Annotated in this window: 19 protein-coding genes; 8 read left to right on the top strand and 11 right to left on the bottom strand. The window is 67.9% G+C overall.

Annotated elements, in window-relative coordinates:
- Window positions 1-6: 6 nt before the first annotated feature.
- On the top strand, window positions 7-2,388 hold the full coding sequence (locus OLX23_RS21880) for an FtsK/SpoIIIE family DNA translocase (RefSeq protein WP_264447331.1): 2,382 nt from the start codon (window positions 7-9) through the stop codon (window positions 2,386-2,388).
- 12 nt (window positions 2,389-2,400) lie between these two features.
- On the opposite strand, the gene OLX23_RS21875 is transcribed toward OLX23_RS21880, so the two are convergent.
- Window positions 2,401-5,199 (bottom strand): EAL domain-containing protein, encoded by a 2,799-nt coding sequence (locus OLX23_RS21875; protein ID WP_264447330.1) that lies wholly within the window; start codon window positions 5,197-5,199, stop codon window positions 2,401-2,403.
- Between the two features lie 200 nt (window positions 5,200-5,399).
- On the opposite strand from OLX23_RS21875, the gene OLX23_RS21870 reads away from it, so the two are divergent.
- From OLX23_RS21870 to OLX23_RS21850, 5 genes are all read left to right on the top strand, one after another.
- Window positions 5,400-6,008 carry a sensor histidine kinase gene (locus OLX23_RS21870; protein ID WP_264447329.1) on the top strand — a complete coding sequence of 203 codons (609 nt, stop codon included), beginning with the start codon at window positions 5,400-5,402 and terminating at the stop codon, window positions 6,006-6,008.
- Between the two features lie 101 nt (window positions 6,009-6,109).
- Window positions 6,110-7,210 carry a sensor histidine kinase gene (locus tag OLX23_RS21865; RefSeq protein ID WP_264447328.1) on the top strand — a complete coding sequence of 367 codons (1,101 nt, stop codon included), beginning with the start codon at window positions 6,110-6,112 and terminating at the stop codon, window positions 7,208-7,210.
- On the top strand, window positions 7,207-7,851 hold the full coding sequence (locus tag OLX23_RS21860; protein ID WP_264447327.1) for a response regulator transcription factor: 645 nt from the start codon (window positions 7,207-7,209) through the stop codon (window positions 7,849-7,851). Before OLX23_RS21865 ends, OLX23_RS21860 begins: the two co-directional genes overlap by 4 nt.
- A gap of 78 nt (window positions 7,852-7,929) precedes the next feature.
- Window positions 7,930-8,304: a response regulator transcription factor gene (locus tag OLX23_RS21855; protein ID WP_264447325.1), complete on the top strand. Its 375-nt coding sequence runs from the start codon at window positions 7,930-7,932 to the stop codon at window positions 8,302-8,304.
- 180 nt (window positions 8,305-8,484) lie between these two features.
- Window positions 8,485-10,557, top strand: coding sequence for a TonB-dependent receptor plug domain-containing protein (locus OLX23_RS21850; RefSeq protein ID WP_264447324.1), 2,073 nt, complete (start codon window positions 8,485-8,487; stop codon window positions 10,555-10,557).
- Between the two features lie 15 nt (window positions 10,558-10,572).
- Here the strand turns inward: OLX23_RS21850 and OLX23_RS21845 are convergent, their stop codons facing one another.
- The 3 genes from OLX23_RS21845 to OLX23_RS21835 all read right to left on the bottom strand — a co-directional run bounded on the left by OLX23_RS21845 (window position 10,573) and on the right by OLX23_RS21835 (window position 13,376).
- The gene (locus OLX23_RS21845) at window positions 10,573-11,622 is read right to left on the bottom strand and encodes a GGDEF domain-containing protein (protein ID WP_264447478.1); all 1,050 of its coding nucleotides are present in this window, start codon (window positions 11,620-11,622) and stop codon (window positions 10,573-10,575) included.
- A 112-nt stretch (window positions 11,623-11,734) separates the two neighbouring features.
- Window positions 11,735-12,040 (bottom strand): PilZ domain-containing protein, encoded by a 306-nt coding sequence (locus OLX23_RS21840; protein ID WP_264447476.1) that lies wholly within the window; start codon window positions 12,038-12,040, stop codon window positions 11,735-11,737.
- Between the two features lie 94 nt (window positions 12,041-12,134).
- Window positions 12,135-13,376: an alanine racemase gene (locus OLX23_RS21835; RefSeq protein WP_264447323.1), complete on the bottom strand. Its 1,242-nt coding sequence runs from the start codon at window positions 13,374-13,376 to the stop codon at window positions 12,135-12,137.
- A 130-nt stretch (window positions 13,377-13,506) separates the two neighbouring features.
- Here OLX23_RS21835 and OLX23_RS21830 point away from each other — a divergent pair, with 130 nt between their 5' ends.
- A complete protein-coding gene (locus OLX23_RS21830) occupies window positions 13,507-14,379 on the top strand; it encodes a TIGR00730 family Rossman fold protein (RefSeq protein WP_264447322.1) in 873 nt (290 codons plus the stop codon).
- Window positions 14,380-14,549: 170 nt separating this feature from the next.
- On the opposite strand, the gene thiD is transcribed toward OLX23_RS21830, so the two are convergent.
- Genes thiD through glmM form a run of 3 tightly spaced genes read right to left on the bottom strand, consistent with a single transcriptional unit; the run spans window position 14,550 to window position 16,866 of the window.
- Window positions 14,550-15,305: a bifunctional hydroxymethylpyrimidine kinase/phosphomethylpyrimidine kinase gene (gene thiD, locus OLX23_RS21825; protein ID WP_264447320.1), complete on the bottom strand. Its 756-nt coding sequence runs from the start codon at window positions 15,303-15,305 to the stop codon at window positions 14,550-14,552.
- Entirely contained in the window at window positions 15,302-15,526 is a 225-nt protein-coding gene (locus OLX23_RS21820) for a DUF1272 domain-containing protein (RefSeq protein WP_264447319.1), read from the bottom strand. Before OLX23_RS21820 ends, thiD begins: the two co-directional genes overlap by 4 nt.
- Window positions 15,526-16,866, bottom strand: coding sequence for a phosphoglucosamine mutase (gene glmM, locus OLX23_RS21815; RefSeq protein WP_264447318.1), 1,341 nt, complete (start codon window positions 16,864-16,866; stop codon window positions 15,526-15,528). Before glmM ends, OLX23_RS21820 begins: the two co-directional genes overlap by 1 nt.
- Window positions 16,867-16,971: 105 nt before the next feature.
- Between glmM and OLX23_RS21810 the strand changes: the two genes are divergently transcribed.
- Window positions 16,972-18,225, top strand: a complete 1,254-nt coding sequence (locus OLX23_RS21810) for a dicarboxylate/amino acid:cation symporter (protein ID WP_264447316.1) — start codon at window positions 16,972-16,974, stop codon at window positions 18,223-18,225.
- A 142-nt stretch (window positions 18,226-18,367) separates the two neighbouring features.
- Here OLX23_RS21810 and OLX23_RS21805 read toward each other — a convergent pair whose 3' ends face one another.
- The 4 genes from OLX23_RS21805 to OLX23_RS21790 form a co-directional block, all read right to left on the bottom strand.
- On the bottom strand, window positions 18,368-20,380 hold the full coding sequence (locus OLX23_RS21805; protein ID WP_264447315.1) for a ribonucleoside-diphosphate reductase subunit alpha: 2,013 nt from the start codon (window positions 20,378-20,380) through the stop codon (window positions 18,368-18,370).
- Between the two features lie 532 nt (window positions 20,381-20,912).
- Window positions 20,913-23,117: an acyl-CoA dehydrogenase family protein gene (locus OLX23_RS21800; RefSeq protein WP_264447314.1), complete on the bottom strand. Its 2,205-nt coding sequence runs from the start codon at window positions 23,115-23,117 to the stop codon at window positions 20,913-20,915.
- Between the two features lie 17 nt (window positions 23,118-23,134).
- Window positions 23,135-24,172, bottom strand: a complete 1,038-nt coding sequence (locus OLX23_RS21795) for an aldo/keto reductase (RefSeq protein ID WP_264447313.1) — start codon at window positions 24,170-24,172, stop codon at window positions 23,135-23,137.
- Window positions 24,173-24,245: 73 nt separating this feature from the next.
- The gene (locus tag OLX23_RS21790) at window positions 24,246-25,379 is read right to left on the bottom strand and encodes a Rieske 2Fe-2S domain-containing protein (RefSeq protein ID WP_264447312.1); all 1,134 of its coding nucleotides are present in this window, start codon (window positions 25,377-25,379) and stop codon (window positions 24,246-24,248) included.
- Window positions 25,380-25,484 lie beyond the last annotated feature (105 nt).

The raw sequence follows: 25,484 nt of genomic DNA, 5'->3' as shown, positions 1-25,484 counted from the left end.
ACGACCATGGCCACACGCCCAATCACTTCCGGCGGACGGATCGCCGCGCCCAACTGGCGCGCGGTGCTGCGCCGTGCCTTGCGCCGGAGCTCCGAGATCGGCGGCGCCGTACTGCTGTTCGGCGGCATGGTCTTCCTCGCGCTGGCGCTGACCAGCTATCACCAGACCGACCCTTCGGCCTCGACCGCCGCCGGCGGTGAGGTGCGCAACTGGATGGGGCCGCTCGGCGCCTATGCGGCCGAACGCGCGCTGTTCCTGTTCGGCCCGGTCTCGGTGCTGTTCCTGCCGCTGCTCTACGTCTTCGCGCGCAAGCTCTGGCGCATGGTCGAGGAAGAGGACGGCACGCTCGAACACAGCGACCAGCGCTGGTGGCGGCCGATCGGCGTGCTGCTGCTGGGCATGGCCCTGCTCTCGACCGTGCTCTCGCTGACCTTCACCGAGCCCGGCGGCACCCTGCCCGCCTCGATGGGCGGCCTCGCCGGCCTGCTCGGATCGGGCGCGATCCGCGGCGTCGCCAATCTGCTGCCCGAGGCGTTCCGCGGCTGGCTGATCCTGGCACTGGCGCTCGCCTGCCTGGGCTCGGGTGCGATGCTCGCTGGCCGCGTCTTCGCGCTCGACTGGGCCGCGCTGCTCACGCTCCCCGGCCGTCTGCGCGGCGCGCGCGGGTTGTCGATGCCCGAAGGCGTGCCCTTCATCACGCCGCCGCGCGAGAAGAAGCTGCGCGAGCCCAAGCCGGCCGCGGCCGAAGCCGGTGCCCCCTCCACCATCGAATTCACCGAGGCACCGCGCCGCGCGACCGAGATCGTCGAGCCCGACCGCCAGACCAAGCCCGCCCAGTTCAACACGGTCGCGGCCAAGCAGGGCGACCTGTTCGACCAGTACGAGCTGCCGGCGCTCGACCTGCTCGCCGACCCGCCGCCGAACTCGGCACCGAAGATCGACAAGCTCAGCCTCGAGCGCAACGCCCGCCTGCTCGAAACCGTGCTCGACGACTTCAACGTCAAGGGCGAGATCACCGCGGTGCGTACCGGCCCGGTCGTGACGATGTACGAGCTCGAGCCCGCCGCGGGCATCAAGGCCAGCCGCGTGATCGGCCTGGCCGACGACATCGCCCGCAACATGTCGGCGATCTCGGCGCGCGTCTCATCGATCCCCGGTCGCACCGTCATGGGCATCGAACTGCCCAACGCCGACCGCCAGATGGTCTCGTTCAAGGAGATGGTCGGCTCGGAGACCTTCGCCAACCACAAAGGCCTGCTGCCGATCATCCTCGGCAAGGACATCGCCGGCGAGCCGATCGTCGCCGACCTCGCGACCATGCCGCACCTGCTCGTCGCGGGCACCACCGGCTCGGGCAAGTCGGTCGGGCTCAACACGATCCTGCTGTCGCTGCTCTATCGCCTGACCCCGGCGCAGTGCCGCCTGATCCTGGTCGATCCCAAGGTGCTCGAGCTCAAGTCCTACGACGACATCCCGCACCTGCTCTCACCGGTCGTCACCGAGCCGCCCAAGGCGGTGCGCGCGCTCAAGTGGGCGGTCGAGGAGATGGAACGCCGCTATCGCATGATGAGCGAGATCTCGGTGCGCAACCTCGCGGGCTTCAACGAGAAGGTCCGCGCCGCCGCGGCCAAGGGCAAGCCGCTCGGTCGCCGCATCCAGATCGGCTTCGACCCGGATACGGGCGAGGAGCTCTACGAGGATCGCCAGCTCGACTACGAGACCATGCCGCAGATCGTGCTGATCGTCGACGAGCTCGCCGACCTCATGATCACCGTCGGCAAGGAAATCGAAGTCCTGATCCAGCGGCTGTCGCAGAAGAGCCGCGCCGCGGGCATCCACATGATCATGGCGACGCAGCGCCCGTCGGTCGACGTCATCACCGGCGTCATCAAGGCCAATATGCCGACGCGTATCTCGTTTGCCGTGACCAGCCGTATCGACAGCCGCACGATCCTGGGCGAACAGGGCGCCGAGCAGCTGCTGGGCAAGGGCGACATGCTCTACAAACCGAGCACCGACCCGATCAAACGCGTCCACGGCCCCTTCGTCAGCGACGAGGAAGTCGAGCGCGTCGCCGACTACTGGCGTACCCAGGGCAAGCCCGACTACATCGATTCGGTCACGGAGGAGCCCGAGGACGGCGGCTTCGGCTTCGACGACATCGATGCGGCTTCGGACAATCCCGAGGAGCGCAAGTACCGCCAGGTCTGCCAGCTCGTGTTCGAGAGCCAGAAGGTCTCGGCGAGCTGGATCCAGCGCCAGATGGGTGTCGGCTACAACACCGCGTCGAAGTGGGTCGAGCGCATGGAAGCCGACGGCTTCGTCGGCCCGGCCAACCACGTCGGCCGCCGCGACATCTACCGCGACAAGGACGGCAACCCGCTCTGATACGAGACGGAGTTAGGGTTGCGCGCGGCGGGTTTCGTCGGCATCGGTGGCGATGCTCGGCGCCACGGCCGGGCGGCCGAAATAATAGCCCTGGGCCTGATCGCAGCCCTGTTCCTGCAGCAGGCCGAGCTGGAACTCGGTCTCGACACCCTCGGCGAGCACCGGCACGCTGAGGCTCTGGCCCAATGCCAGCACGGCCTTGATGATCGCGCGTGCCTCGGGGCTCTGCTGCGATTTGAGCAGGAACGACTTGTCGATCTTGATCTTGTCGAACGGGAACGAGTGCAGCGTGTCGAGCGACGAATAGCCCGTGCCGAAATCGTCCATGGCGATGCTGACGCCGAGCGCCTTGATCTGCCGCAGCAGATGCAGCGCGCGCAGCTTGTCCGAGATGATCGCGGTCTCGGTGATCTCGAGCTCGAGCCGCATCGGTGACAGGCCGCTCTCGATCAGCACGGCCTTGACCATCTCGACGAGTTCGGTCTGCATCAGCTGGACCGCCGAGAGATTGACCGCGACCTTGAGATCGCCGGGCCAGGTGCGCGCTTCGAGGCAGGCCTGACGCAGCACCCATTCGCCGATCGCGAGGATCTCTCCGGTCTCTTCGGCCAGCGGAATGAAATAGTCGGGCGCGATCGCACCGCGCTTCGGGTGCTGCCAGCGCAGCAGGGCCTCGTAACCGCTGAGCTCGCCGGTGCGCAGGTCGTGCTGCGGCTGATAGAGCAGGGTCAGCTCGTTGCGGCTGAGGGCATGGCGCAGGTCGTTCGAGAGCTGGCGGCGCGCGCGCGCGGTCTCGTCCATCTCGGGCTCGTAGAAAGCGATGCGCTCTCCCAGGCTGGCCTTCGCGCGGTACATCGCCATGTCGGCGTTGTTGAGGATCTGCTCGCGCAGCGAACCATCGTTAGGAAACACCGAGACGCCGATCGAGGCGCCGAGGTGGAAGCGGTTGTCCTCGCTGCCGACCGGGGTTGCGAAGCAGCTCTCGATGCGATCGAGGAAACCGGCGAGTTCGGCCTGGTCGCGGAAGCGCTTGGCCGCGGAGAATTCGTCACCGCCGACGCGCGCGGCGATCTCGCCGTCGTCGAGGATGTCGATCAGGCGCCGCGACAGCAGTTGGAGCGCGGCATCGCCGGCGCCGTGGCCACGCGTGTCGTTGATTTCCTTGAACCGGTCGAGATCGATGACCACCGCCGCCAGGTTGTGGCCGAAATGGCGCGCCTGCTCGAGCTCGGCATCGACCCACTGGTTGAAGCTCGAGCGGTTGGGCAGCCCGGTCAGGCCGTCGTGCATCGCCATGTGGGCGATCTTTTCCTCGGACCGGCGGCGTTCGGTGACGTCCTCGAAGGTCGTCACCCAACCGCCGTCGGCGGCCGGGCGGCTGATCATCGAGACGACCAGCGAATCGCCGAATTCGGACACCACCGGTGGGAAGCTGTGATCGTCGAGCGCCTGGCGCAGGGTCAGGCGCAGATCGTCGACGCGCTCCTGCGGCACGGCCGCACCCGTCCGCGAGGCGAGCGCGACATGGGCCACCTCGTCGAGCGTCATGCCCGGCGTGCAGGCCGCCTTGTCGAGCCCCCAGATCTCGAGGAAGCGCGCGTTGACCACGACCAGCCGCTCGTCGGCGTCGAACAGGCAGAGGCCCTGGTGCATGTTGCCGAGCGCCGCATCGAGGTGCGCGGTCATCTCCTGCAAGCGGTCCTGGTCTTCCTTGAACCGGCTCATGTCGCGGGTGATCTTGGCGAAACCGATGTGATTGCCGGCATCGTCGGAAATGCGCTCGATCGTGACATGGGCCCAGAAGCGCGAGCCGTCGCGGCGCATGCGCCAGCCCTCGCCCGAGAACTTGCCCTGCTCCATCGCGATGCTCACCGCCTTCTCGGGCAGGCCTGCGTGACGATCCTCGAGCGAATAGAACTGCGCCAGCGGCAGACCGATCGCCTCGCGCGCGGTATAGCCCTTGAGCCGCTGTGCACCGGGGTTCCAGTTGGCAACCTTGCCATCACGATCGAGCATGTAAATCGCGCAGTCGGTCACGCCCTTGACCAGGATCGCGAGATCGCGCTGGCTGGCGTGGACCGCGATCCGCGCGGTGCGCGCGACGCTGAGCACGGCGATGCAGACGGTGAGCAGGCCGATCGAGCCCGCGGCGATGGCCATGGCCATGCTGTTGGGCGACAGCAGCATGGCCGTGCGCTCGTCGAGCGGCGCGGGGATGAGAACCACCGCGGTCATCGCGGTGAAGTGCAGCAGGACGATCGCCAGGGTCATCAGCAGGCCCGCGGCAACGCCGCTGCGCACGCTGCGGCCGCCGACGGCGAAGGCCAGCGCCGGATACATCGGCACGACCGCGAAGACGAGCGACAGCGCGACATAGCCGCTGCGCCAGGTGATATCGGCCGGCAGCTCGAGCGCCGACATGCCGAGGTAGTGCATCGCGGCGACACCGCCGCCGCCCAGCACGCTCGCCGCGGCGAGCCCGCGCGCCTGCGGATAAGCAAGGCACACGAAGAACGACATGGCGGTCATGGCGATGGCGATGACCAGCGACAGCAGGGTGGCGGGCATGTGATAGCCCGCGACGACGCCGGGGTCGTAGCCGAGCATCGCGACGAAATGGGTGGCCCAGATGCCGAAACCGATCGCGACCGCAGCGCCGCCGACCCATTTGGCGGCGGCCTTGCCCGCGAAATGCCGGGCGTGGCGCAGCAGCAGCACCGCGCTCATCGTCGAAACTATGCAAATCACCGCGGCCAGCAGGACGAGCCACTCGTCATGCTTTTCATGAATGCACAGCAAGACGTCGAACATGCTCATCCTCTCATCGGCGAGAGGTGATTAAGCGCCGCCGGTTAACATCGAGCTAAGTAATCGCGCCGGAAACGCGGCTTTCCCATACCTGCGTATGATACCTTTCGCACACAGTGCGCAGGATGATGCCGCCCGTCGAAACCGCCGATGCGGACGAGAGGTGACGGATCATGCAGGCAGCCTCCGCAACAAGAGAACCGATGGTCACCGTGCTGCCTGGCCGGCATGAACCGAGCCCGGCCGACGAGGCCAATCATCGCATCGCCAACAGCCTCCAGCTTCTCTCGGCCATGGTCGCGACGGAGGCGCGCACGCTGTCCGATCCCGCCGGGCTCGCCGCGCTTCAGGCGATCGGGCGCCGCATCGCCGCAATGGCCGGGGTCCACCGCCTGCTCTGTCACGGCCCGGCGCGCGGCACGATCGACCTGGCCGCCTACATGGCCGACCTGGTCCGCGGCCTGACCGCCATGGGCAGCCGTCCCGTGGTGCTCGAAGCCGAACCGGTGACGGTCGCCGCCGAGGAGGCTGGCGCGATCGGCATGATCCTGTCGGAGCTCGTCAACAATGCCGCGAAGCACGCCTATGCCGCGCATCAGCCCGGCGGTGTCGCCGTGGCATTGCGCCCGCACGACGAAGGCGGTTACCGCGTCGAAGTCACCGATCGCGGCCGCGGCCTCGCGCAAGGCGCGCGCGGCACGGGCCTTGGCTCGGAACTGATCCAACTGCTCGCCCGGCGACTGGGCGCGACCTGCCATTGTCTCGACGCCATGCCCGGCACCCACTTCGTGCTCGACGTCACCGCGCGATGAGTGGGGGCCGCTTCGCATCTTTCCCGTTGCCGCGCGCGCTTGCTCGGCTAAGCCTCTTGTCCTTCTGGGGCAGCCGGATCGAGATCTGGCGGGAGGCGATCATGCGCGGCGACGCGCGGGGACAGCGACTGGTGATTCACCTGCGCATGGCGGGCGCGGCGGTCGTCGCCCTGGCGATCTTCGCGCTCGACGTTCTGAGCCCGCTCCAGGGTGCCGTCGCCGTGCTCTACACCACGGTCGTGCTGCTTTCGGCGCGCACCGGCCAGCGCGATCTGGTGATCGCCACGGGTACGGTCGGTGCGGGACTGGCCGTCCTCGCCTATCTGATCTCGCACAGCGCCGAGCCGCTCGGCTCGCCGGCCATGCGGCTGACCGTCAGCCTCGTCGCCAATGCCATCACGACCTTCCTCTCGATCCGCCACCTGGCCGAGATCGATCAGCGCCGGCACACGCAGGCGCGGCTCGATCAGGCCCAGGCCGAGCTCGCCCACGTCTCGCGGCTCAATCTGCTCGGTCAGATGGGTGCTTCGATCGCACACGAGATCAACCAGCCGCTCTCGGCGATCGTCACCTATGCCAAGTCGGGCCAGCGCTGGCTGGGGCGCGCCGAGCCCGATGCCGCCGAAGCGGCCGACTGCCTCGACCACATCGCCGCGAACGCCGCGCGCGCCGCCGACATCATCGGCCGGATCCGCGACATCGCGCGCCGGGCCGAGCCACGGCAGGATCATTTCGCACTCGCCGGTCTGGTGGCCGAAACCATCGCCCTGCTGCAGCGCGACCTGCAGTCGCACGAGGTCGTCGTCCGCACGGCGATCGCCCCCGATCTGCCCATGCTCGGGGGCGATCGCGTGCAGATCCAGCAGGTGCTGATGAACCTCATGCTCAACGCCGACCAGGCGATGACGCAGACTCCGGCGAACCGGCGCGAACTGCAGCTCGAGGCCTCGCGCGACGGCGACGAGGTCATCGTCACGGTGAGCGATCGCGGCACCGGCCTGCCCCCCGACACCGAACCGCTGTTCGAACCGTTCCGCTCGACCAAGCCCGACGGCATGGGCATGGGCCTGTCGATCAGCCGTGCGATCATCGAGCGTCATGCGGGCCGCCTGACCTCCGCCAACCGCGCCGACGGCGGTGCCAGCTTCCGCTTCACCCTCCCGATCGCGCCGCCGTCCATCGCGCCGGGGGCCAAGGCATGACCGATCAGGGAGAGCGCTGCGTCTGCGTGATCGACGACGACGAGGCCATGCGCGGCTCGCTGGCCAGCCTGTTTCGCTCGGCCGGCCTCAAGGCGCTGGTCTACGATAGCCCGCAAGAATTCCTCGAAGCCGGCCTGCCCGATTGCGCTTGCTGCCTGGTTCTCGACGTTCGGCTGCGCGGCGAAAGCGGGCTCGATTTCCAGGAGCTGCTGGCGGCGCGCGGCATCGCGATCCCGATCGTGATGATGACCGGTCACGGCGACATCCCGATGACCGTGCGCGCGATGCGCGTCGGCGCGATCGACTTCCTGCCCAAGCCGTTCAGCCCCGACGACATGCTCGCGGCCGTGCTGCGCGCGCTCGAGACCGACAGCACGCGCCGCGCCTCGGCCGGCGATAGCGAGCGCCTGCGCAGCGCCTTCGCGCGCCTGACCCCGCGCGAGCGCGAGGTCATGGGGCTCGTCGTCACCGGATTGATGAACAAGCAGGTGGCCGGGCGGCTCAACCTTTCCGAGATCACCGTGAAGATCCATCGCGGCAACGTCATGCGCAAGATGGAGGCGCAATCGCTGGCCGATCTGGTGCGCATGGCCGAACAACTCGGCGTTCGCGACGAGACCATCCACCGATATGGCCTATAACATCTGAGTATGATGGCGCCGGCGTGGCGGCACGGGCATTCTGCCATCGCCGAGTCCATGCCAGCCGGAGCAGTAAGGTTGAATTCACCGTTCGTGATCGCCGTCGTAGATGATGACCCCGACGTGCGGCGCAGCCTCGACAGCCTGCTCCGATCCGCCGGTGTCGTCTGTCGTGGCTTCGCCAGCGGCGCGGACTTGCTCGCGGCCGACGGCAGCGCCTTCGGTTGCGTCGTCACCGACATCAACATGCCCGGGATGACCGGGCTCGAGCTGCAAGCCGAAATGGCGTGCCGCGGCTGGCGCCACCGCGTGATCCTGATGACCGCCTATGCCACTGCGGCGATGCGCGAACAGGGGCTCGCGGCCGGCGCCGTCGCCTTCCTGACCAAGCCGATCGATCCCGACCAGCTGCTCGAAGCGATCGGTTGCGCATCACCCCGCATGCCCGACTGACCCTGGCGATCGCTCCTTGGTGGATGCGTCTGCGCTTGTCCGGGCGGGTCGCATGATGGATGCATCGGGCAGCCCATGCGAATTTGTTGCAAATCATTCGCAATAAAATATGAGGGGCGCGAAGGAGACATCCGTGCGCGACGATCCCGCCCGCCCCGCCAGCCATAGCCGAGCACCGGCGTGATCCCAGGGTTTGGCGTTCGCGTTTCGCTCGTTCTGACGCTGAGCTTGGGCTGTACGAGCTCCCCCGGTCGCGCGCAGGAAGCCGGCACGGCGACGGATCGCAAGCCGGGATCCGACCTGCCCGACAATCCGGTCTATCCCGCGGGCTTCTATGCATCGTTCCAGCCGCAGACGGCCTTCGACATGCTCGAACGCACGCCCGGTTTCACGATCGATGCGGGTGACTACGTGCGCGGTTTCGGCGGGGCGGCGGGCAACGTCCTGATCAATGGCCAGCGGCCGACGGTAAAGGCCGGCAACGGCATAACCGACGTGCTGCGCCGCATCCCGGCCAGCCTCGTCGAGCGGATCGTCCTGCTGCGCGGCGGCGGCGACGTCGCGCAGGCCGCGGGCCAGAGCCTGGTCGCGAACGTCGTGCTCAAGGCCGATGCCGCCGGATCGGGAACGCTCACCGGATCGACCACGCTGATGCCGGGCGGCCTGTTCGGCGGAAAGGGTTCGGTCAGCTACAACCGCCGGATCGGCGACTGGCAGACCAATGTCGAGCTTTCGGGCGAGTACGAGCGCGAGACGCTGAACAGCCGTTACGCCATCCGCGACGGGGCGGGCAGTCCGATCGAGACCCTGCTCGAACGGTTCGCGCTGAACAGTCCCGAGGCCGCGATCGCGGCTTCGGCCTCGCGCCGGCTGGGCGGCGGCGACTTCACGCTCAACGGCCGTTTCGGTTTCGACGATTACCGCTCGGCCCAGAACATCGCACGCCGCGCAGGCACCATCGATGGACCTGCGCTCGGATCGCGGCGCTTCGACTATGCCGAACAGTATACCGAGGCCGAACTCGGCGCCGACTGGACGCGGGCGCTGGGACAAGACTGGTCGACGAAGCTCGTCGCGCTGGTCCGCCGGGAAACCGTCGCCATCGATCAGGACGATCGCGACGGAAGCAACCGCAGCCGCTCGCGCCAGAGCCTGACGCCGCTCGAAGCCGTGTTTCGCGCCACCGTCGTCCGCGGGGGCAGCCATGTCCTGCGCCCCGAGATCGGCGCCGAGATCGCCTACAATCGGCTATCGAGCACGCTCGACTATGCCGAGGATACGGGCGGCGGCCTCGTCGACATTCCACTGCCGGGCACGGACACCCGCGCGGCCGAATGGCGCGGCGAGGCTTTTGCCAATCTGACCGCAACGCTTCGCCCCGGGCTGGTGCTCGAAACCGGCCTGGCGGTCGAACTGTCGCGGATCACCGTCGTCGGCGACCAGGCGAACCGCCAGGACCTCAGCTATCTCAAGCCCTCTGCGGCGCTAGTCTGGAACGCGGGGCCCAAGACGCAGGTGCGGCTGGCGATCCGCCGCACCGTCGATCAGCTCGATTTCAGCGATTTCGCCGCCTCGACCAACGTCGTCGACGATCGCCCGATCAGCGGCAATGCCGCGCTGCGCCCCACGCGCAAGCGGCGCGCCTCGCTGCGTGTCGATCACCGCTGGGGCAAGGGCAACGCGATCGCTGCCGAAGGCTTCCACGAATGGCGCAGCGGCGTACTCGGCTTCATCGCCCTGCCCGACGGCGGCCAGGCACTCGGTGCGATCGGCGATGGCCGCGTCTGGGGCCTGAGCGCGCAGGCGACCCTAGCGCTCGCGCCTCTCGTGCCCGGCGGCCAGGTGAAGTTCGACGGGCTGTTCCAGCGCTCCGACGTGCTCGACCTCGCGCTGCGCCGATCGCGGCCGATCAACGGCGTGGTCGAATCCTCATGGAATGCCGAGTTCCGCCAGGATCTCGATCGCCGCAAGATGTCGTGGGGCATCCGCTACGTCTCGACCGTGCGTGAGGACTACTATTTCGTCGACGAGGATTCGTCGCGCCGCGAGCGCGGCACCTGGGCGGCATACCTCGAAAGCACCGCGATCCGCGGCGTGAAGACCACGCTCACGGTCAATGCGATCAACGGTCTGCGCAACGATCGCCTGCGGCGGTTCTTCACCGGCGACCTCACCGGCCCGCTCGTGCGCAGCGAGGATCGCGTGCGCAAGCGCGCGGCCAGCATGACCTTGGGGTTCAGCAAGGCGCTGTGACGCCGCGCCTTTGCGTCAGGCGAGCAGGATCTGGTTCCGGCCGCCCTGCTTGGCCTTGTAGAGCGCCTCGTCGGCGGCCTTGAGCGCGGCACGTGGATCGGCAAAGCCAAAGACGTTGGCGACACCGCCCGAGAAGGTGATCTGGCCGATCGGTTCGTCGGTACGACGGTTGATCAGCTTGCGCGCGGCCATTTCCTCGCGCGCCTCGTCGAGCCGCTGCTTGGCTTCCTGCGGGGTCAGCCCGCGGAACAGCATGACGAATTCCTCGCCGCCATGACGCGCGACGTGGCAATTGTCGTTCGAGATCCGCGCGAGCGAATCGGCGATCAGCTTGATCACGCGGTCGCCGGCATCGTGGCCGTGCGTGTCGTTGACCTTCTTGAAGTGATCGATGTCACAGAAGGCGACGCTCAGCGAATCGACCTCGGCCTGCGCCTCGCGGTAGTGCTTGTCGAGCAGTGCCTCGAAGGCGCGGCGGTTGGGCAAGCCGGTCAGGTGATCGACCTCGGCATCGCGCTTGGCGCGGTCGAGGTGGCGCCGCAGCGACTTGGCCTCTTCCTCGCTCTTGCGCATCTCGGCCTCGACCTGACGCGTACGCTCGGCCATCGCCTTGGCGAGATCGGCAAGACCGGTGATGATCTGGCCCGTGTCCTCGACCTGCTCGAGCTCGACGACATGCGCTTCGAGCTTGGTGCTGTAGTCGGTGGTGGCGCGGTGCGCGGCCTTCGAGCTCTTGGTGAAGGCGTCGAGGTTCTGTTCGAGCTTGCCGATCAGCCGCTCGATCGCGACGTCCTTGCGCTCGGTCGCCTGGTTGGCGGTGACCTCGTCGAGCCATTCCTGCTCGACACGTGCGCCGCTCTGCTGCCGCGCAGCGATCTGGCGGGCCAGCCCCGGGTTGCCACCGGCGAAAGCGCCGTGCGCGGCCAACAGGTTGTCGGGGGTGATCGCCAGGTCGTTGTCGAGCAGGAAATCGCAGATCGCGTCGAGCACCTGCCGACGCGCTTGCTTCATCACGTCCGACTTGGTCGACTTGGCATCAGAAGGTTTGGTGCGCAGGCCCAGCATACCCAACAGTGTTCCCGAGGAATTGGAAGTGTCCACGTTCGCGTGCATACCCACTCCAAAATGCGTTTCGGTTAAACTCGTCCCTCGGGAGATACCCGAAGCGAAAAAATTCTCAGTGCAGGTCGCGCCGCTCTTCGTCCTGACGGCGGGCATACTGGCTCAGTATGGCACCGTGGAGAGGATGGGCGAATTCGAGGCCGGCCCGGTCACCCTCGACCCAGCGTACGATCGCGGGCAGAGTGAGCAGAGCGCCGAGCTGGAGCAAAATGCGCTCGCCGGGTGCGGCGACGTCGCGGGCCATCTCGGCGCAACATCCCTGCTGCGAAACTTCGCTCAGTCGCGCACGATAGGCGATACCGCGCACGCGGCATGCCGCGGCGACAGTCGCTGTTTCGCGATCGAACTGACGGCGTTCCATTTGCAAGGATTAGTGCCTCCCTGAGCACTACCTAGCAAAACGGGGTAAAGAATCGTTTACCGCAACCAACATTCGTGCGGCGGCGCGAAACGGTTCAATTGTCGGCGAGACGCCAGTGGTTGAGCAGGCTCTCGGTCACGTCGGTCAGCCGGCCACCGTCGAGCAGCGCCTCGCGCGGCTCGGGATGGCTGATGAAGCGCGTCGGGCTCGAGGTCAGGCCATAGGCACCCGAGTTCTCGATCGTGATGACGTCGCCGATCGCGGTCGCGGGCAGTTCGAGCTTAGTCGCCAGGGTATCGATCGTCGTGCACAGCGGCCCGACCACGGTGTAGCGCTCGACCGGCCCCTCGGGGTTCGAGAGATTGGCGATGCGCCAGTTACGGCGGATCACCGACCCCATCATGCCATAGGCGGCAAGGTGCGTGTTGAACCCCGCGTCGCAGATGCGCAGCTCGGTGCCGCGGCTCGCCTTGGCGCCGATGATCGACGACAGCAGCCAGCCGCAGGGACCGACCAGCCAGCGACCGAGCTCGAGTTCGAGCTCGGTGTCGGCGAAGGCGGGCTCGGCCTTGAGCGCGTCGATGCCCGGCAGGACCTCGGCGGCCAGCGCGGCCAGGTCGATCTCCGCGTCGGTCGGCAGATAGGGCACGCCGAAGCCCGCGCCGAAGATCAGCTTGCGGGGAGACTTGCTCCAATGCGCGGTGGCGCGACGGAAGATGTCGGTGAGAATACCGAAGTTCTCGGCCAGGCCTTCGTGCGACAGGCTGTTGCTGCCCGAATAGATGTGGAAGCCCGCGAGATCGAGGTTGGGCAGCGCGGCCAGCGCGTCGATCGCGGCCTCCATCTCTTCCTCGTCGACGCCGAACTGGCTGGGCTTGCCCGACATGTTGACCCCGAAGGCGCGCGGGCTCGTCGCCGGGTTGATCCGCAGCAGCACGGTCTGGCGCGTGCCGAGCTCGCCGGCGAAGCCATCGGCCAGGCGCGCCTCGTGCAGCGATTCGACGACGAGTTCGCCCACGCCGATGCGCACGGCGCGGCGGATCTCCTCGGGCCGCTTGCCCGGGCCGCAGAAGGTCAGCCGCTCGGGCTCCATGCCCGCGGCGATCGCGCGCTCGGCCTCGGCAAAGGCGCTGACGTCGAAGCTGTCGACCAACGGCGCCAGCGCCTTGAGCAGCGCGACGTTGGGGTTGGACTTGACCGCGAAGCTCACGCCGAAGTGGCTGCCGAAGGCCCCGCGCAGCCGCTCCAGGCGCGCGCGGATCAGGTCGAGGTCGTAGACGTAGAGCGGCGTGCCCAGCGTGCCCGCGGCCGCCAGCAGTTCCTCACGCGTCGCCATTCCCGTTCCCCTCATCCGCAATGGTGTCGCAATAGTCGCGCATGGTTAAGGCTTAGCTGATCTCGATTCACCACCATAGCCATGGCGTTTTGTCTCGACGGCGCCTGTCCAGAGGCGCATTGGGGATGAAATGACAGACGAAGAAAAGAAACTCACCAACCGCCGCTTCTACAAGGCCGGCGAAGAAGCCTCCTTCGCCGACGCGAAGCTCAACACCACCCCGCAGACCGAGAGCCCCTCGTACCTGCTCGCCTTCCGCGACACGGACTTCCTGCTGCGCGAGGAACTGCGCCCCGTCCGCTTCCAGCTCGAGCTGCTCAAGACCGAGATGCTGATGGAAGAGGCGGAGATCGGCTCGACCCTGGTGGTCTACGGCTCGGCGCGCATCCCTTCGCCCGAACACGTCGAGGCCGTCCGCGCCACCGCGACCACGCCCGAACGCGCCAAGGTGGTCGAGAGCCTGATCGCCAAGTCGAAGTACTACGAGGAAGCGCGCAAGCTCGCGCATATCGCCAGCACCTGCGCGATCGTCGAGAAGGGCATGCGCCAGTTCGTCGTCTGCTCGGGCGGCGGTCCCTCGATCATGGAAGCGGCGAACCGCGGCGCGATGGAAGCCGGCGCCGATTCGATCGGCCTCAACATCGTCCTGCCGCACGAGCAGGCGCCGAACCCCTACGTCACGCCCGATCTCTCGTTCCAGTTCCACTACTTCGCGCTGCGCAAGATGCACTTCCTGCTGCGCGCGCGTGCCGTGGCGGTGTTCCCGGGCGGCTTCGGCACCTTCGACGAGTTCTTCGAACTGCTGACCCTGATCCAGACGGGCAAGATGCAGCCGATCCCGATCCTGCTGTTCGGCCGCGACTACTGGAACCGCGTGATCAACTTCCAGGCGCTCGCCGAGGAAGGCGTGATCAACGAGAACGACACCGCGCTGTTCCACTGGGTCGAGACCGCCGAGGACGGCTGGCAGAAGATCGTCGAGTTCTACGACCTGGAGTGCTGACGGCGGTCAGCGAACTTCACGAAGCTCGCACGTATCGACCATGGCGAAATTTTGTCCCGCGAAATCACCGCGGGGCAATTTTTCGTGTGAATCCATGCTTCTGACTATGTGAAGAGCGGCCCGGACCGTCTCATCGCGCGGCCGTGTAGGAAAGCGTTTTCGCGGGTACTTCAGTCGGGCCGCACCGCCTGATGGCCGAGCGGGCCGTGCCCCTGGCCGAAGCCGGGGGCGGCCTCGAGCGCGGCGCGGACGAACTGGCGCGCCGCGAAGATCGCTTCCTCGAGATCGAGCCCCTTGCCCAGGTAGGTCGCGATCGCGCTCGACAGGGTACAGCCGGTGCCGTGGGTGTGGCGTGTGACGATGCGCGGCGCGCGCCAGGCGACGGGCGCGTGGCCGGCAAAGCACAGGCTGTCCTCGAGCACATCGCCCTCGGCATCGCCGCCCTTGGCCAGATAGGTCACGCCGCGCGCGGCGAAGCCGGCGGTGCCGCCCAGCGCCTCGAGCTCGGGCACATTGGGCGTGGTCAAGGTGGCGAGCGCCATCAGCCGTTCGAACCCCGCGATCGTCGCCGCGTCGGCCAGGACCGAGCCGCTGGTGGCGATCATCACCGGGTCGAACACCACGGGCGCGCCCAGCGCTTCGAGCCGGTCGGCCACCACTGCGGCGATCGCCGGCGAGCCGAGCATGCCGATCTTCACCGCATCGACGCCGATGTCGCTCACGCAGGCGTCGATCTGCGCGCCGACCATCTCGGGCGAGAGCGCGACGACATCGGTGACGCCCAGGGTGTTCTGCGCGGTGATCGCGGTGATCGCGGTCATGGCATAGCCGCCGAGCATCGTGATCGTCTTGATGTCGGCCTGCACGCCGGCGCCGCCCGAACTGTCCGAACCGGCGATCGAGAGGATGCGTGGGGGTGGGCTCATCCCTTGAACTTGCGCTCGGTCGAGGGCGGGCTCTTGGCGTGATGCTTCTTCGCGCGGGTCGGGCGGTCCATCAGCTCGCCGCCGCAATTGGGGCAGCGATCGTCGAGGCTTTCCGCGCACTCGGCGCAGAAGGTGCACTCGAACGAGCAGATGAAGGCGCCGGGATCCTCGGCGGGAAGATCGGTGCCGCACTTCTCACAATCGGGGCGCATTTCCAGCATTATGCCGCCGCCTCTGCCACGGCCGCGCAGATCGCGTCGACCGACTGCTCGACCTGCGCCGCATCGTCGCCTTCGGCCATGACGCGGATCACCGGCTCGGTGCCCGAGGGGCGGATCACCAGCCGCCCCTTGCCCGCGAGCGAGGCCTCGACGTCGGCGATGACCGCCTGGACGCGCGCGTCCTCCAAAGGCTTGCCGCCCGCGAAGCGCACGTTCTTGAGCAGCTGCGGCACGGGATCGAACAGGTGGAGCAGCTCGCTCGCGCGCTTGCCCGAGCGCACCAGCGCGGCGAGCACCTGCAGCGCGGCGATCGTGCCGTCGCCGGTGGTCGCATGGTCGAGCAGGATCATGTGCCCCGACTGCTCGCCGCCGAAGTTGCAGCCCTGCGCCTTCATCAGCTCGAGAACGTAACGGTCACCGACCTTCGAGCGGAACAGCTCGAGCCCCTGCCCCTGGAGGAAGCGTTCGAGGCCGAGGTTCGACATGACCGTCGCCACCACGCCCCCGCCCGAGAGCCGCCCTTGAGCGGCCCACTGGCTGCCGATCAGCGCCATGATCTGGTCGCCGTCGACCGTCTGGCCCTTCTCGTCGACGACGATCAGCCGGTCGGCGTCGCCGTCGAGCGCGATGCCGATGTCGGCGCCACTCGCGACCACGGTCTCCTTGACCAGATCGAGATGGGTCGAGCCGACCTTGTCGTTGATGTTCTTGCCGTTGGGGGTGACGCCGACCGCGTGGACCTCGGCTCCGAGTTCCCAGAAGGCCGAGGGCGCGACCTGGTAGGCGGCGCCATTGGCGCAGTCGACGACGATCTTGAGCCCGTCGAGGCGGATGTCGTGCGGCAGCGAGCCCTTGACCGCGTGGATATAGCGTCCGCGCGCGTCGTCGATGCGGCGGGCACGGCCGATGTCCTCGCTGGGCGCGAGCGGCTGCTCTTCACCGAGCATGGCCTCGATCGCCAGCTCGTCCTCGTCGGACAGCTTGAAGCCGTCGGGACCGAACAGCTTGATGCCGTTGTCCTCGTAAGGGTTGTGGCTGGCCGAGATCATCACGCCGACATCGGCGCGCAGCTCGCGCGTCAGCATGGCGACGCCGGGGGTCGGCATCGGCCCGAGCAGGACCACGTCCATGCCGACCGAGGTGAAGCCCGCAACCATCGCGTTCTCGAGCATGTAGCCCGACAGGCGCGTGTCCTTGCCGATGACCACGCGGTGGCGGTGATCGCCGCGCAGGAAGCGATGACCGGCGGCCTGGCCGACCTTCATCGCCACGGCCGCGGTCATCACCCCGGCATTGGTGCGCCCGCGGATGCCGTCGGTGCCGAAGTAGTTCTTTGCCATGCCCGTTTCCGTAACTCGCGCGTTCGATTGCCATGTAACGACGGGCGGTTAATGTGCCCGCGGCGGGGATAAGACAACCCTGCCGATCGCAGACGACAGGACCGTATGGCCCCCGACGAACCCAGCAGCACCAGCTTTCCCGAAATCCGCGTCCCCGCCGCGCTGACCTTCGCCGGCCTGGCGCTCGGCCTGATCGCCGGGCTACTGCTGCGCGGCAGCGCCGCCGAAGCGCCAGTGCTCGCCGTGGTCCAGCCGCTCGGCACCCTGTGGCTGCGCGGGCTGCAGATGACGATCCTGCCGCTGGTCGCGGCGCTGCTGTTCACCGGCGTGGTCCAGACCGTGGCGGCAGCGCAAGCCGGCGCACTCGCGCGGCGCACGCTCGGGCTCTTCGCGCTGGTGCTCGGCGGCGGCGCGGTGATGACCGCGATCGCGCTGCCGCTGCTGCTCGATGCCTTTCCGATCCCCGCCGCGGCCGTGACTGCGCTGGGCGGTGGCGCCACGGCCGAGCCCGGTACGGTCCCCGGCATGGCCGAATTCGTCCTGTCGCTGGTTCCCGGCAACGTGATCGAGGCGGCGGCGGCCAACGCCATGGTACCGGTGATCGTGTTCTTCGGGCTCTTCGCGCTCGCCGCGACGCGGCTGGCCGCGCCGCAGCGCGATCTCCTCGCGCAGTTTTTCGCGGCCGTGGCGGCGGCGATGATGGTGGTGATCGGCTGGGTGCTGGCGCTGGCGCCGCTCGGGGTCTTCGCGCTGGCTTTGCCGGTCGCGGCGCAGAGCGGCTCGGCGGTGATCGCCGCGCTCGCGCATTACATCGTCATGGTCAGCGCGATGGGCCTGGCGATCCTGGTGCTCGGCTACGTGCTCGCCATGGCCGGCGCGCGCCAGCCGCTGGGCCGCTTCGCGCGCGCGGTCGCGCCGTCGCAGGCGGTCGCCTTCTCGACGCAGAGCTCGCTGGCCAGCCTGCCGGCCATGCTCGCCGCCTGCCGCGCGCTGGGGCTGCGCCAGGCCTCGGGCGACTTCGTCCTGCCGCTCGCGGTCGCGCTGTTCCGCGCGACCAGCCCGGCGATGAACGTGGCCGTGGTGATCTACGTCGCCTACCTGACCGGCATGCCGCTGACCGCGACGACCCTGGCCGCCGGTGTCGGCGTCGCCTTCGCCACGACCTGGGGCACGATCTCGCTGCCCGGCACGATCAGCTTCATCGCCTCGACCGGGCCGATCGCCTTGGCCATGGGCGTACCGCTCGAACCGCTGGCGCTGCTCGTCGCGGTCGAGATGCTGCCCGACATCATGCGCACGCTGGGTAACGTGACGATGGACGTCGCGGTGACGGCGACGGTGGATCGGCGGGGGCGGTAGGTTTCGATCCTCCCCTGCAAGGGGAGGTGGCAGCGCGAAGCGCTGACGGAGGGGTGTAGCCGCTAGCCGGCCCCCCCTCCACCGCCTTCGGCGGTCCCCCTCCCCCTAAGGGGGAGGAACTTAGCTCACTGGCAGGCCCAATTTACTGGCAGGCCAGGCACTCGTCGTAGTCGGTGCTCGAGGCCAGCTCGTACTTGGGCGCCTCGGCGGTGTTGTCCGCCTCCACCCCGCCGGCGAAGCCCGCGCGCTGGACCGACTTCGAGCGCAGATAGTAGAGGCTCTTGATGCCGCGCTCCCAGGCCTGGAAGTGGAGCATCATCAGGTCCCACTTGTCGACGTCGGCCGGGATGTAGAGGTTCAGCGACTGCGCCTGGTCGATATAGGGCGTGCGGTCGGCCGCAAACTCCAGCAGCCAGCGCTGGTCGATCTCGAACGAGGTCTTGTAGACCGCCTTTTCCTCGGGGCTGAGGAAATCGAGGTGCTGGACCGAACCGCCGTGCTCGAGGATCGAGTTCCACACGTTCGTCGAATCCTTGCTCTTCGAAGCCAGCAGCTTCTCGAGATAGGGGTTCTTGACGACGAACGAGCCCGACAGCGTCTTGTGCGTGTAGATGTTCGCCGGGATCGGCTCGATGCAGGCCGAGGTGCCGCCGCAGATGATCGAGATCGACGCGGTCGGTGCGATCGCCATCTTGCACGAGAAACGCTGCATCACGCCCATGTCGGCGGCATCGGGGCAGGCGCCGCGTTCCTGCGCGAGCATCAGCGAGGCCTCGTCGGCCTTGGCGGCGATGTGCTTGAACATCTTGAGGTTCCAGGCCTTGGCCATGGCGCTCTCGAAACCGATGCCCTTCTTCTGCAGGAACGAGTGGTAGCCCATCACGCCCATGCCGACCGAACGCTCGCGCGCGGCCGAATACTTGGCGCGCGCCATCTCGTCGGGCGCACGGTCGATGTAGTCCTGCAGCACGTTGTCGAGGAAGCGCAGCACATCCTCGACGAACATGTCGTCGCCGTTCCACTCGTCCCAGGTCTCGAGGTTGAGCGAGGACAGGCAGCAGACCGCGGTACGATCGTTGCCGAGGTGATCGACGCCCGTGGGCAGCGTGATTTCCGAGCAGAGGTTCGAGGTCGACACCTTGAGGCCCAGGTCGCGGTGATGCTGCGGCATCATGCGGTTCACCGTGTCCGAGAACACGATGTAGGGCTCGCCCGTGGCGAGGCGCGTCTCGACCAGCTTCTGGAACAGGCTGCGCGCATCGACCGTGCCGCGCACCGAACCGTCCTTGGGGCTCTTGAGATCGAATTCGGCGCCGTCACGCACGGCTTCCATGAATTCGTCGGTCAGCAGCACGCCGTGGTGCAGGTTCAGCGCCTTGCGGTTGAAGTCGCCCGACGGCTTGCGGATTTCGAGGAACTCCTCGATCTCGGGATGCGAGACGTCGAGATAGCAGGCGGCCGAACCGCGGCGCAACGAACCCTGCGAGATCGCCAGGGTCAGCGAATCCATCACGCGGACGAAGGGGATGATGCCGCTGGTCTTGCCGTTGAGGCCGACCGGCTCGCCGATGCCGCGCACCGAGCCCCAATAGGTGCCGATGCCGCCGCCGCGGCTGGCCAGCCAGACGTTCTCGTTCCAGGTGCCGACGATGCCTTCGAGGCTGTCCGACACCGAGTTCAGATAGCACGAGATCGGCAGGCCGCGACCGGTGCCGCCGTTCGACAGCACGGGCGTCGCCGGCATGAACCACAGCTTCGAGATGTAGTCGTAGAGCCGCTGCGCGTGGTCCTGATCGTCGGCATAGGCGTCGGCGACGCGCGCGAACAGGTCCTGGTACTTCTCGCCGGGCAGCAGATAGCGGTCGTCGAGCGTGTCCTTGCCGAAATCGGTCAGGAGCGCGTCGCGGCTGTCGTCGGTGACGATGGTGAAGCGACGCGCGGCGATCGCCTTGGAATCCTCCTTGGTCGAGACCGCCGCCTTCATCGCGCCCGTGACCGCATTGGCCAGGGCTTCCGCGCCGAGCTGAGCCACGAGATCGGCTTCACTGGCTTCGGTCTTCTGCGTCATCGCGACTGCCGGGCTCGCGCCCGCCTCCTTGGTCTTGCCGGGCGTCAGCGTTTCCGCCGCGAACAGGCTCGCTTCAGCACCGTCCATATCCGCCTCGTTTCCGTTCCTGAATTCCACGTTCCGGCCCCCGGTTCTCGAAAAATGCGCTTCGCCTGTGTTCCACATTCGTTCGACTCAGCGGGCAAGCGCCCAACCTAGCGAGACGGACGTGGCTTGGGGGAAAAACTTATCCCCCATTTGAACTTCGGCCAGGACCGAGAGGCGCCTTTCGACCCATGAATCCGCGGGACGGAACCGATGTGGCGCCCTTCCTGCTCGATTCAAGGTTTAGCTGCACCCCTGCTGCCGACCCACAACCGATAGTGGCAAATTCCGAGTCGCGCGCAAGAGGGTTAATCATAGTGAAAGCTTGATGACGGCCCCGCGTGGCCGCGCGGACTCACCCCCGCACCGAGCGACGCGCCGATTTTCGGGCGCTCGCGCGGGGCGCAAGAGTCAAAGTGAATCTGTGAAAAAAATTCTGCGGAGGAATCGATGACCCTTCCGCTCGCGGCGGCGGGTGGGGTGCGGTGTTTTGTCAATCTCCACACCCGAGGCCGACGCCGCGAAAAAATGAGTTTCAGCCCCTGCTGCGCGGCAGCCCCAGCGCGCGCTCGGCGATCATCGAGCGGTGGACTTCGCTGGTGCCCGCATAGATCGTCGTGCCGTGGGCGTGGCGGTAGGACTGGTTGACGAACAGCGCCGCGCCCTCGCGCTTCGACAAGGACAGCGGCGCGGTGAGGTCGAGCAGGTCGCTGCCGTCCTCGAGGAACTTCTCCGAGGAGAACAGCTTGGCCATCGGCCCGGCGGCGGGCAGGTTCTGCTTCTCCTCGGCGCCCCACAGCGCGCGCAGGCCGAGCATCTCGGAAATCGCGACGTGCGCCCTAGCCCGCGCCAGGCGGCCTTGCGCGCCGCGGTCCTCGATCAGCGGGCGGCCCTCGAACTGGATCTCGCGCGCCAGCACTTCGGCCGCCTTGATCATCGCGTGGTGCGCCTTCGAGAAGCCGCCGCCGCGGTGTTCGAGCTCGAGCGCGGCGCTCATCGTCTTCACACCGCCGTCGACCTCGCCGAGCCGCCAGGTGTCGGGCACCTTCACGCCGTCGTAGAAAGTGATGTTGGTGCGCTCGTCCTGGAAGGTGAATACCGGTTGGACGGTGATCCCCTCGGCCTTCAAGGGCAGGATGAACATCGTCAGGCCCTTGTGCTTGGCGACGTCGGGATTGGTCCGGCAGAGCATGATCACATAGTCGGCAAGGTTGGCGCCGCTGGTGAACATCTTGGTGCCGTCGATCCGCCAGCCGTTGCCTTCGGGCGTGGCCTTGGTCTGCGCGGCGAAGACGTCCGATCCCGAGCCCGGCTCCGAATAGCCGAGCGAGCAGATCTTCTCGCCGGCGAGGATCGGCTTGAGCACCTCTTCCTTGAGTTCGGGGCTGCCGAACTTGTCGATCATCGCCGCGACCATCATCGTCGTGCCCTTGGCGTGACCGGTCCAGCCGTGCTCCTCCCAGACCGAAGCGACCGCGTGGCTGGCATAGGGCGAGGCGGCGCGCCCGCCCTTCTCCGGCGGCAGCTCGGGGAACAGCAGTCGCGCCTCGGCGAGCTTCCTGTGCACCTCAGGATGATGCCCGTCCCACGAATAGTGCGCGTGCTTCTTGAGCTCGGGGGTCAGCGTCTTGCGGAAGAACTCGTCGGTCTCGCGCGCCAGGCTCTCGGCCTCCTCACCGAGGTCGAAGTCGATCGAGACCACGCCGACGTCGGGCAGCGCGGCCGCCTCGCCCGCATAGATGCGCCGCCCCGCCTCTTCGAGCAGCCGCGCCGGATCGCCGAGGATCAGCCCCCAGGCCTTGGCGCGCAGGTTGTAGAGGTGGATGTCGTATTCGGTGGTCAGGCCGTAGCCGCCGAAGGTGCGCAGGCCCTGCACGCCCGCGCGCACCGCGGTCTGCGTGGCCCACCACAAGGCCAGGCTGACGTTGGCGGCGGCACCCGCGTCGCCGACCGAGATCTCGTGGATCACCTTCCAGGCGAAATGCTTGCCGCCCTCGATCTCGACCTGGAAGTTGGCCAGCGGGTGCGAGATGGCCTGGAAGGTGCCGATGAACTGGCCGAAGGCCTGGCGCTCGCAGGCATAGGCCGCGGCGAGCCGCACGGCTTCGCGCGCGAGGCCGTTGAGCGCGAGCGCGGTCAGCAGCTTCCATTCCTCGAGCGCGCCGGCGAAGGTCTCGACCGCGGCCTGGCCGCTGGCGAGGACCGTGGCCGGAAGCTTGCCGAGATCGAGTTCGCCGATGCCGTTGGCGGCAAGACTGTCCTCGGCCTTGCGGTCGATCTCGCGCACCGTGATCGCCACGACGTCGTCGCCGCGGCGCGCGAGGACGAGATCAGCCTGGGCGCCGCCGGGCAACCACTGCAGCGAATGGTCGGCCAGGTCGCGCAAGGCCAGGCTGGCGACCAGGCTGCCGTCGACCACGCCCGCGAGCAGGTCCGCCGCGCCCAGCTGCCCGAGCAGCCGCGCCGCCAGCACCGCCTCGATCACCGGCCCCGAGGCAAGCGTACGGCCGATCTCCTCGGCGACCAGCCCGGCGTCGAGCGTGCCCATGCCGAGACCGCCGGCCTCCTCGGGCACGCGCATCGCGAAAGTGCCGAGCTCGGCCAGGCCCTGCCACAACGCCCGATCGAAGCCGGCCGCTTCCTGCGCGGCACGCAGCCGCGGCATCGAGGCGTGCTCGTCGAGGAAGCGCGCGAAGGTGTCGCGCAGCATCTGCTGGTCGTCGTTCAGGCCGAAGTTCATCGTCTCACCGTCAGTTCTTATTTTGGATTGGGATTGGCGTCGTGGATCGCGTTGATCGCCTGGATCACCTCCTTGGGAAGCGAAAGGTCGACCGCACGGAGGTTGTCGCGGAGCTGGTCAACCGAGCTTGCCGCCATGAGCACGGCGCCCATGAACGGCTGCTGCCGCGCGAAAGCCAGCGCCATGTGCGCGGGTTCGAGCCCGTGCGCCGAGGCGAGATCGGCATAGGCGGCAATCGCGTGCTTGCGGTTCTCCGAGAGCATGCGCGCGGCGAAGCTGGCCGACTGCCCTTCCGGCGCGGCATTGCGGTACTTCGCCGTCAGCGTCCCGCGCGCGAGCGGCGAATAGGCGAGCAGGCCCAGCCCCTCGCGCAGGCCGATCTCGGCGAGGCCGAGTTCGTAGTAGCGATCGAGCAGGCTGTAGCCGTTCTGCACCGCGGCGATCCGCGGCAAGCCCGCCCGCTCGGCCTCGGCGAGGAACCGCATCGCGCCCCAGGGGCTCTCGTTGCAGACGCCGATCGCGCGGACCTTGCCCTCGGCGACGAGTTCGCCGAGGGCCGCCAGCGTTTCCTCGATCGCCACCTGCCCGGGCGCGTCGGCGACCAGCGAAAAACGCGAGCGGCCGAGCGTCGTCACCGCGCGTTCGGGCCAGTGGAGCTGGTAGAGATCGATCCGGTCGGTACCGAGCCGGCGCAGGCTGTCCTCGCAGGCCTGGCGGATGTTGGCACGGTCGAGCCGGCGCTGGCCCCCGCGAATATGCGTCATGTCGCCCGCGGCATTGCCCGGCCCCGCCACCTTGGTCGCGACCACGACCCTGTCGCGCAGGCCCCTGTCGGCGATCCAGCGGCCGAGCACCTCTTCCGAGCGGCCCTGCGTCTCGGGCCCGGTCGGAATCGGATAGTTCTCGGCGCTGTCGAACAGGGTCACGCCGGCGTCGAAGGCCATGTCGAGCTGGCGCAGCGCGTCGGCCTCGGGCGTCTGGCCGCCGAAGGTCATCACGCCCAAGCCGAATGCGCTCACCGTCAGGCCGCTGCGGCCCAGTTCCCGATAGTCCAACAGGCCTCTCCTTCGCCCGGCGCGAACCTTCCGCAGATCGCCGCCCGAGAATATTCCCGCCTGGGGATAGGCGCTACTCCGCCGCCTGGGCAGCCGGCGCGCCGGGAACACCCTTAACCCGATGCACCCCGGTGACGCGCGCGACGATCTCCTGCGCCCGCGCGCGCGGGTTGAAGAACTGGCTGTACCAGATCCGCGCCTGGCCGAAGGGGCCATCGGTGGGCAATTGCATGATCCGCGTCGCCGCGCGCTTGGTCTGCCAGATCTCGCCGTCGTGGAGACCCAGCCCCTGGCCGAACATCTGGTTGAGCATCCGCGCCCGCTCGCGCGCGGCATCGTCGACCACGCCGCCCGGCGCGCGCACCAAGGCCCCCTGCCAGAGCCGGCACGAACCGTCGTCGATCGGCGTCGCCGCGATCAGCTCGGCCGCCTCGAGCTCGAAGAAGCGCGCAGCGTTGAGCCCGACGCCGTGATAGGCGTTGTCGGTCGACAGCGGCTGCTGGCCCTGCTCGTCCCAGGCCGGCGTCACCCCGGGATGCCGCTGCCATTCCTCGCCGAAATCGACGCGGTAGGACAGCACCGACTGGCGCTGGTGGTAGAGCACGCCGTCGACCTCGTTCTCGTAATAGAGCGTCTTGCCGCCGTGCAGGTAGTTGAGGTGGGCATAGTCCGAATTGTTGTCGAACACCTCGATCGGGTGGCACGGCAGGTCGACCAGATGGTCGAGCCCCTGCCAGCGGACATAGGCCGGATCGTCCCACTCGGGAAACGTGGGCAGATCGAAGTCTGGTTCGCCGCCCTCGGGATCGTTCCAGCAGAACACCACGCCCCAGCGCTCGACCACGGGCCAGGCCTTGACCCGCGCCGCCTGCGGGATCGCACCGTCGTAATAGGGGATGTGGTCGCAGACGCCCTCGCGGTTGAAGCGCCAGCCGTGGAACGGGCAGCGCACCCCCTCGCCCTGGACGTTGAGCCCGGCGCTGACGATGTACGAATGGTTCGACGTGCCGAAATGCGTGCCCATATGCGGGCAATAGGCCGAGACCATGCCGACCGCGCCGCTGGCGCCGCGGAACAGCACGACGTCCTCGCCGAAATAGCGCGCGCTCAGCGGCCGCGCGCCGTCGATCTCGCTGCTGTTCGCGACGACGAACCAGCCGCGCGGAAAGGCATGCTCGCCCAGGTTGTACTCGGCTGACGTGGCCATCCCAAATCTCCCAGCGTCCGGCTTCGGCCGGATCGTCGAGAGCGAGGATGCGCGCGCGCTACCCATGCCGCCACTACAATATCCGTGGCATAGCCATGCCTGACT

This window comes from Novosphingobium sp. JCM 18896 (assembly GCF_025938095.1).
GTDB lineage: Bacteria > Pseudomonadota > Alphaproteobacteria > Sphingomonadales > Sphingomonadaceae > Novosphingobium.
This window is presented reverse-complemented; position numbering and strand designations above follow the sequence as displayed.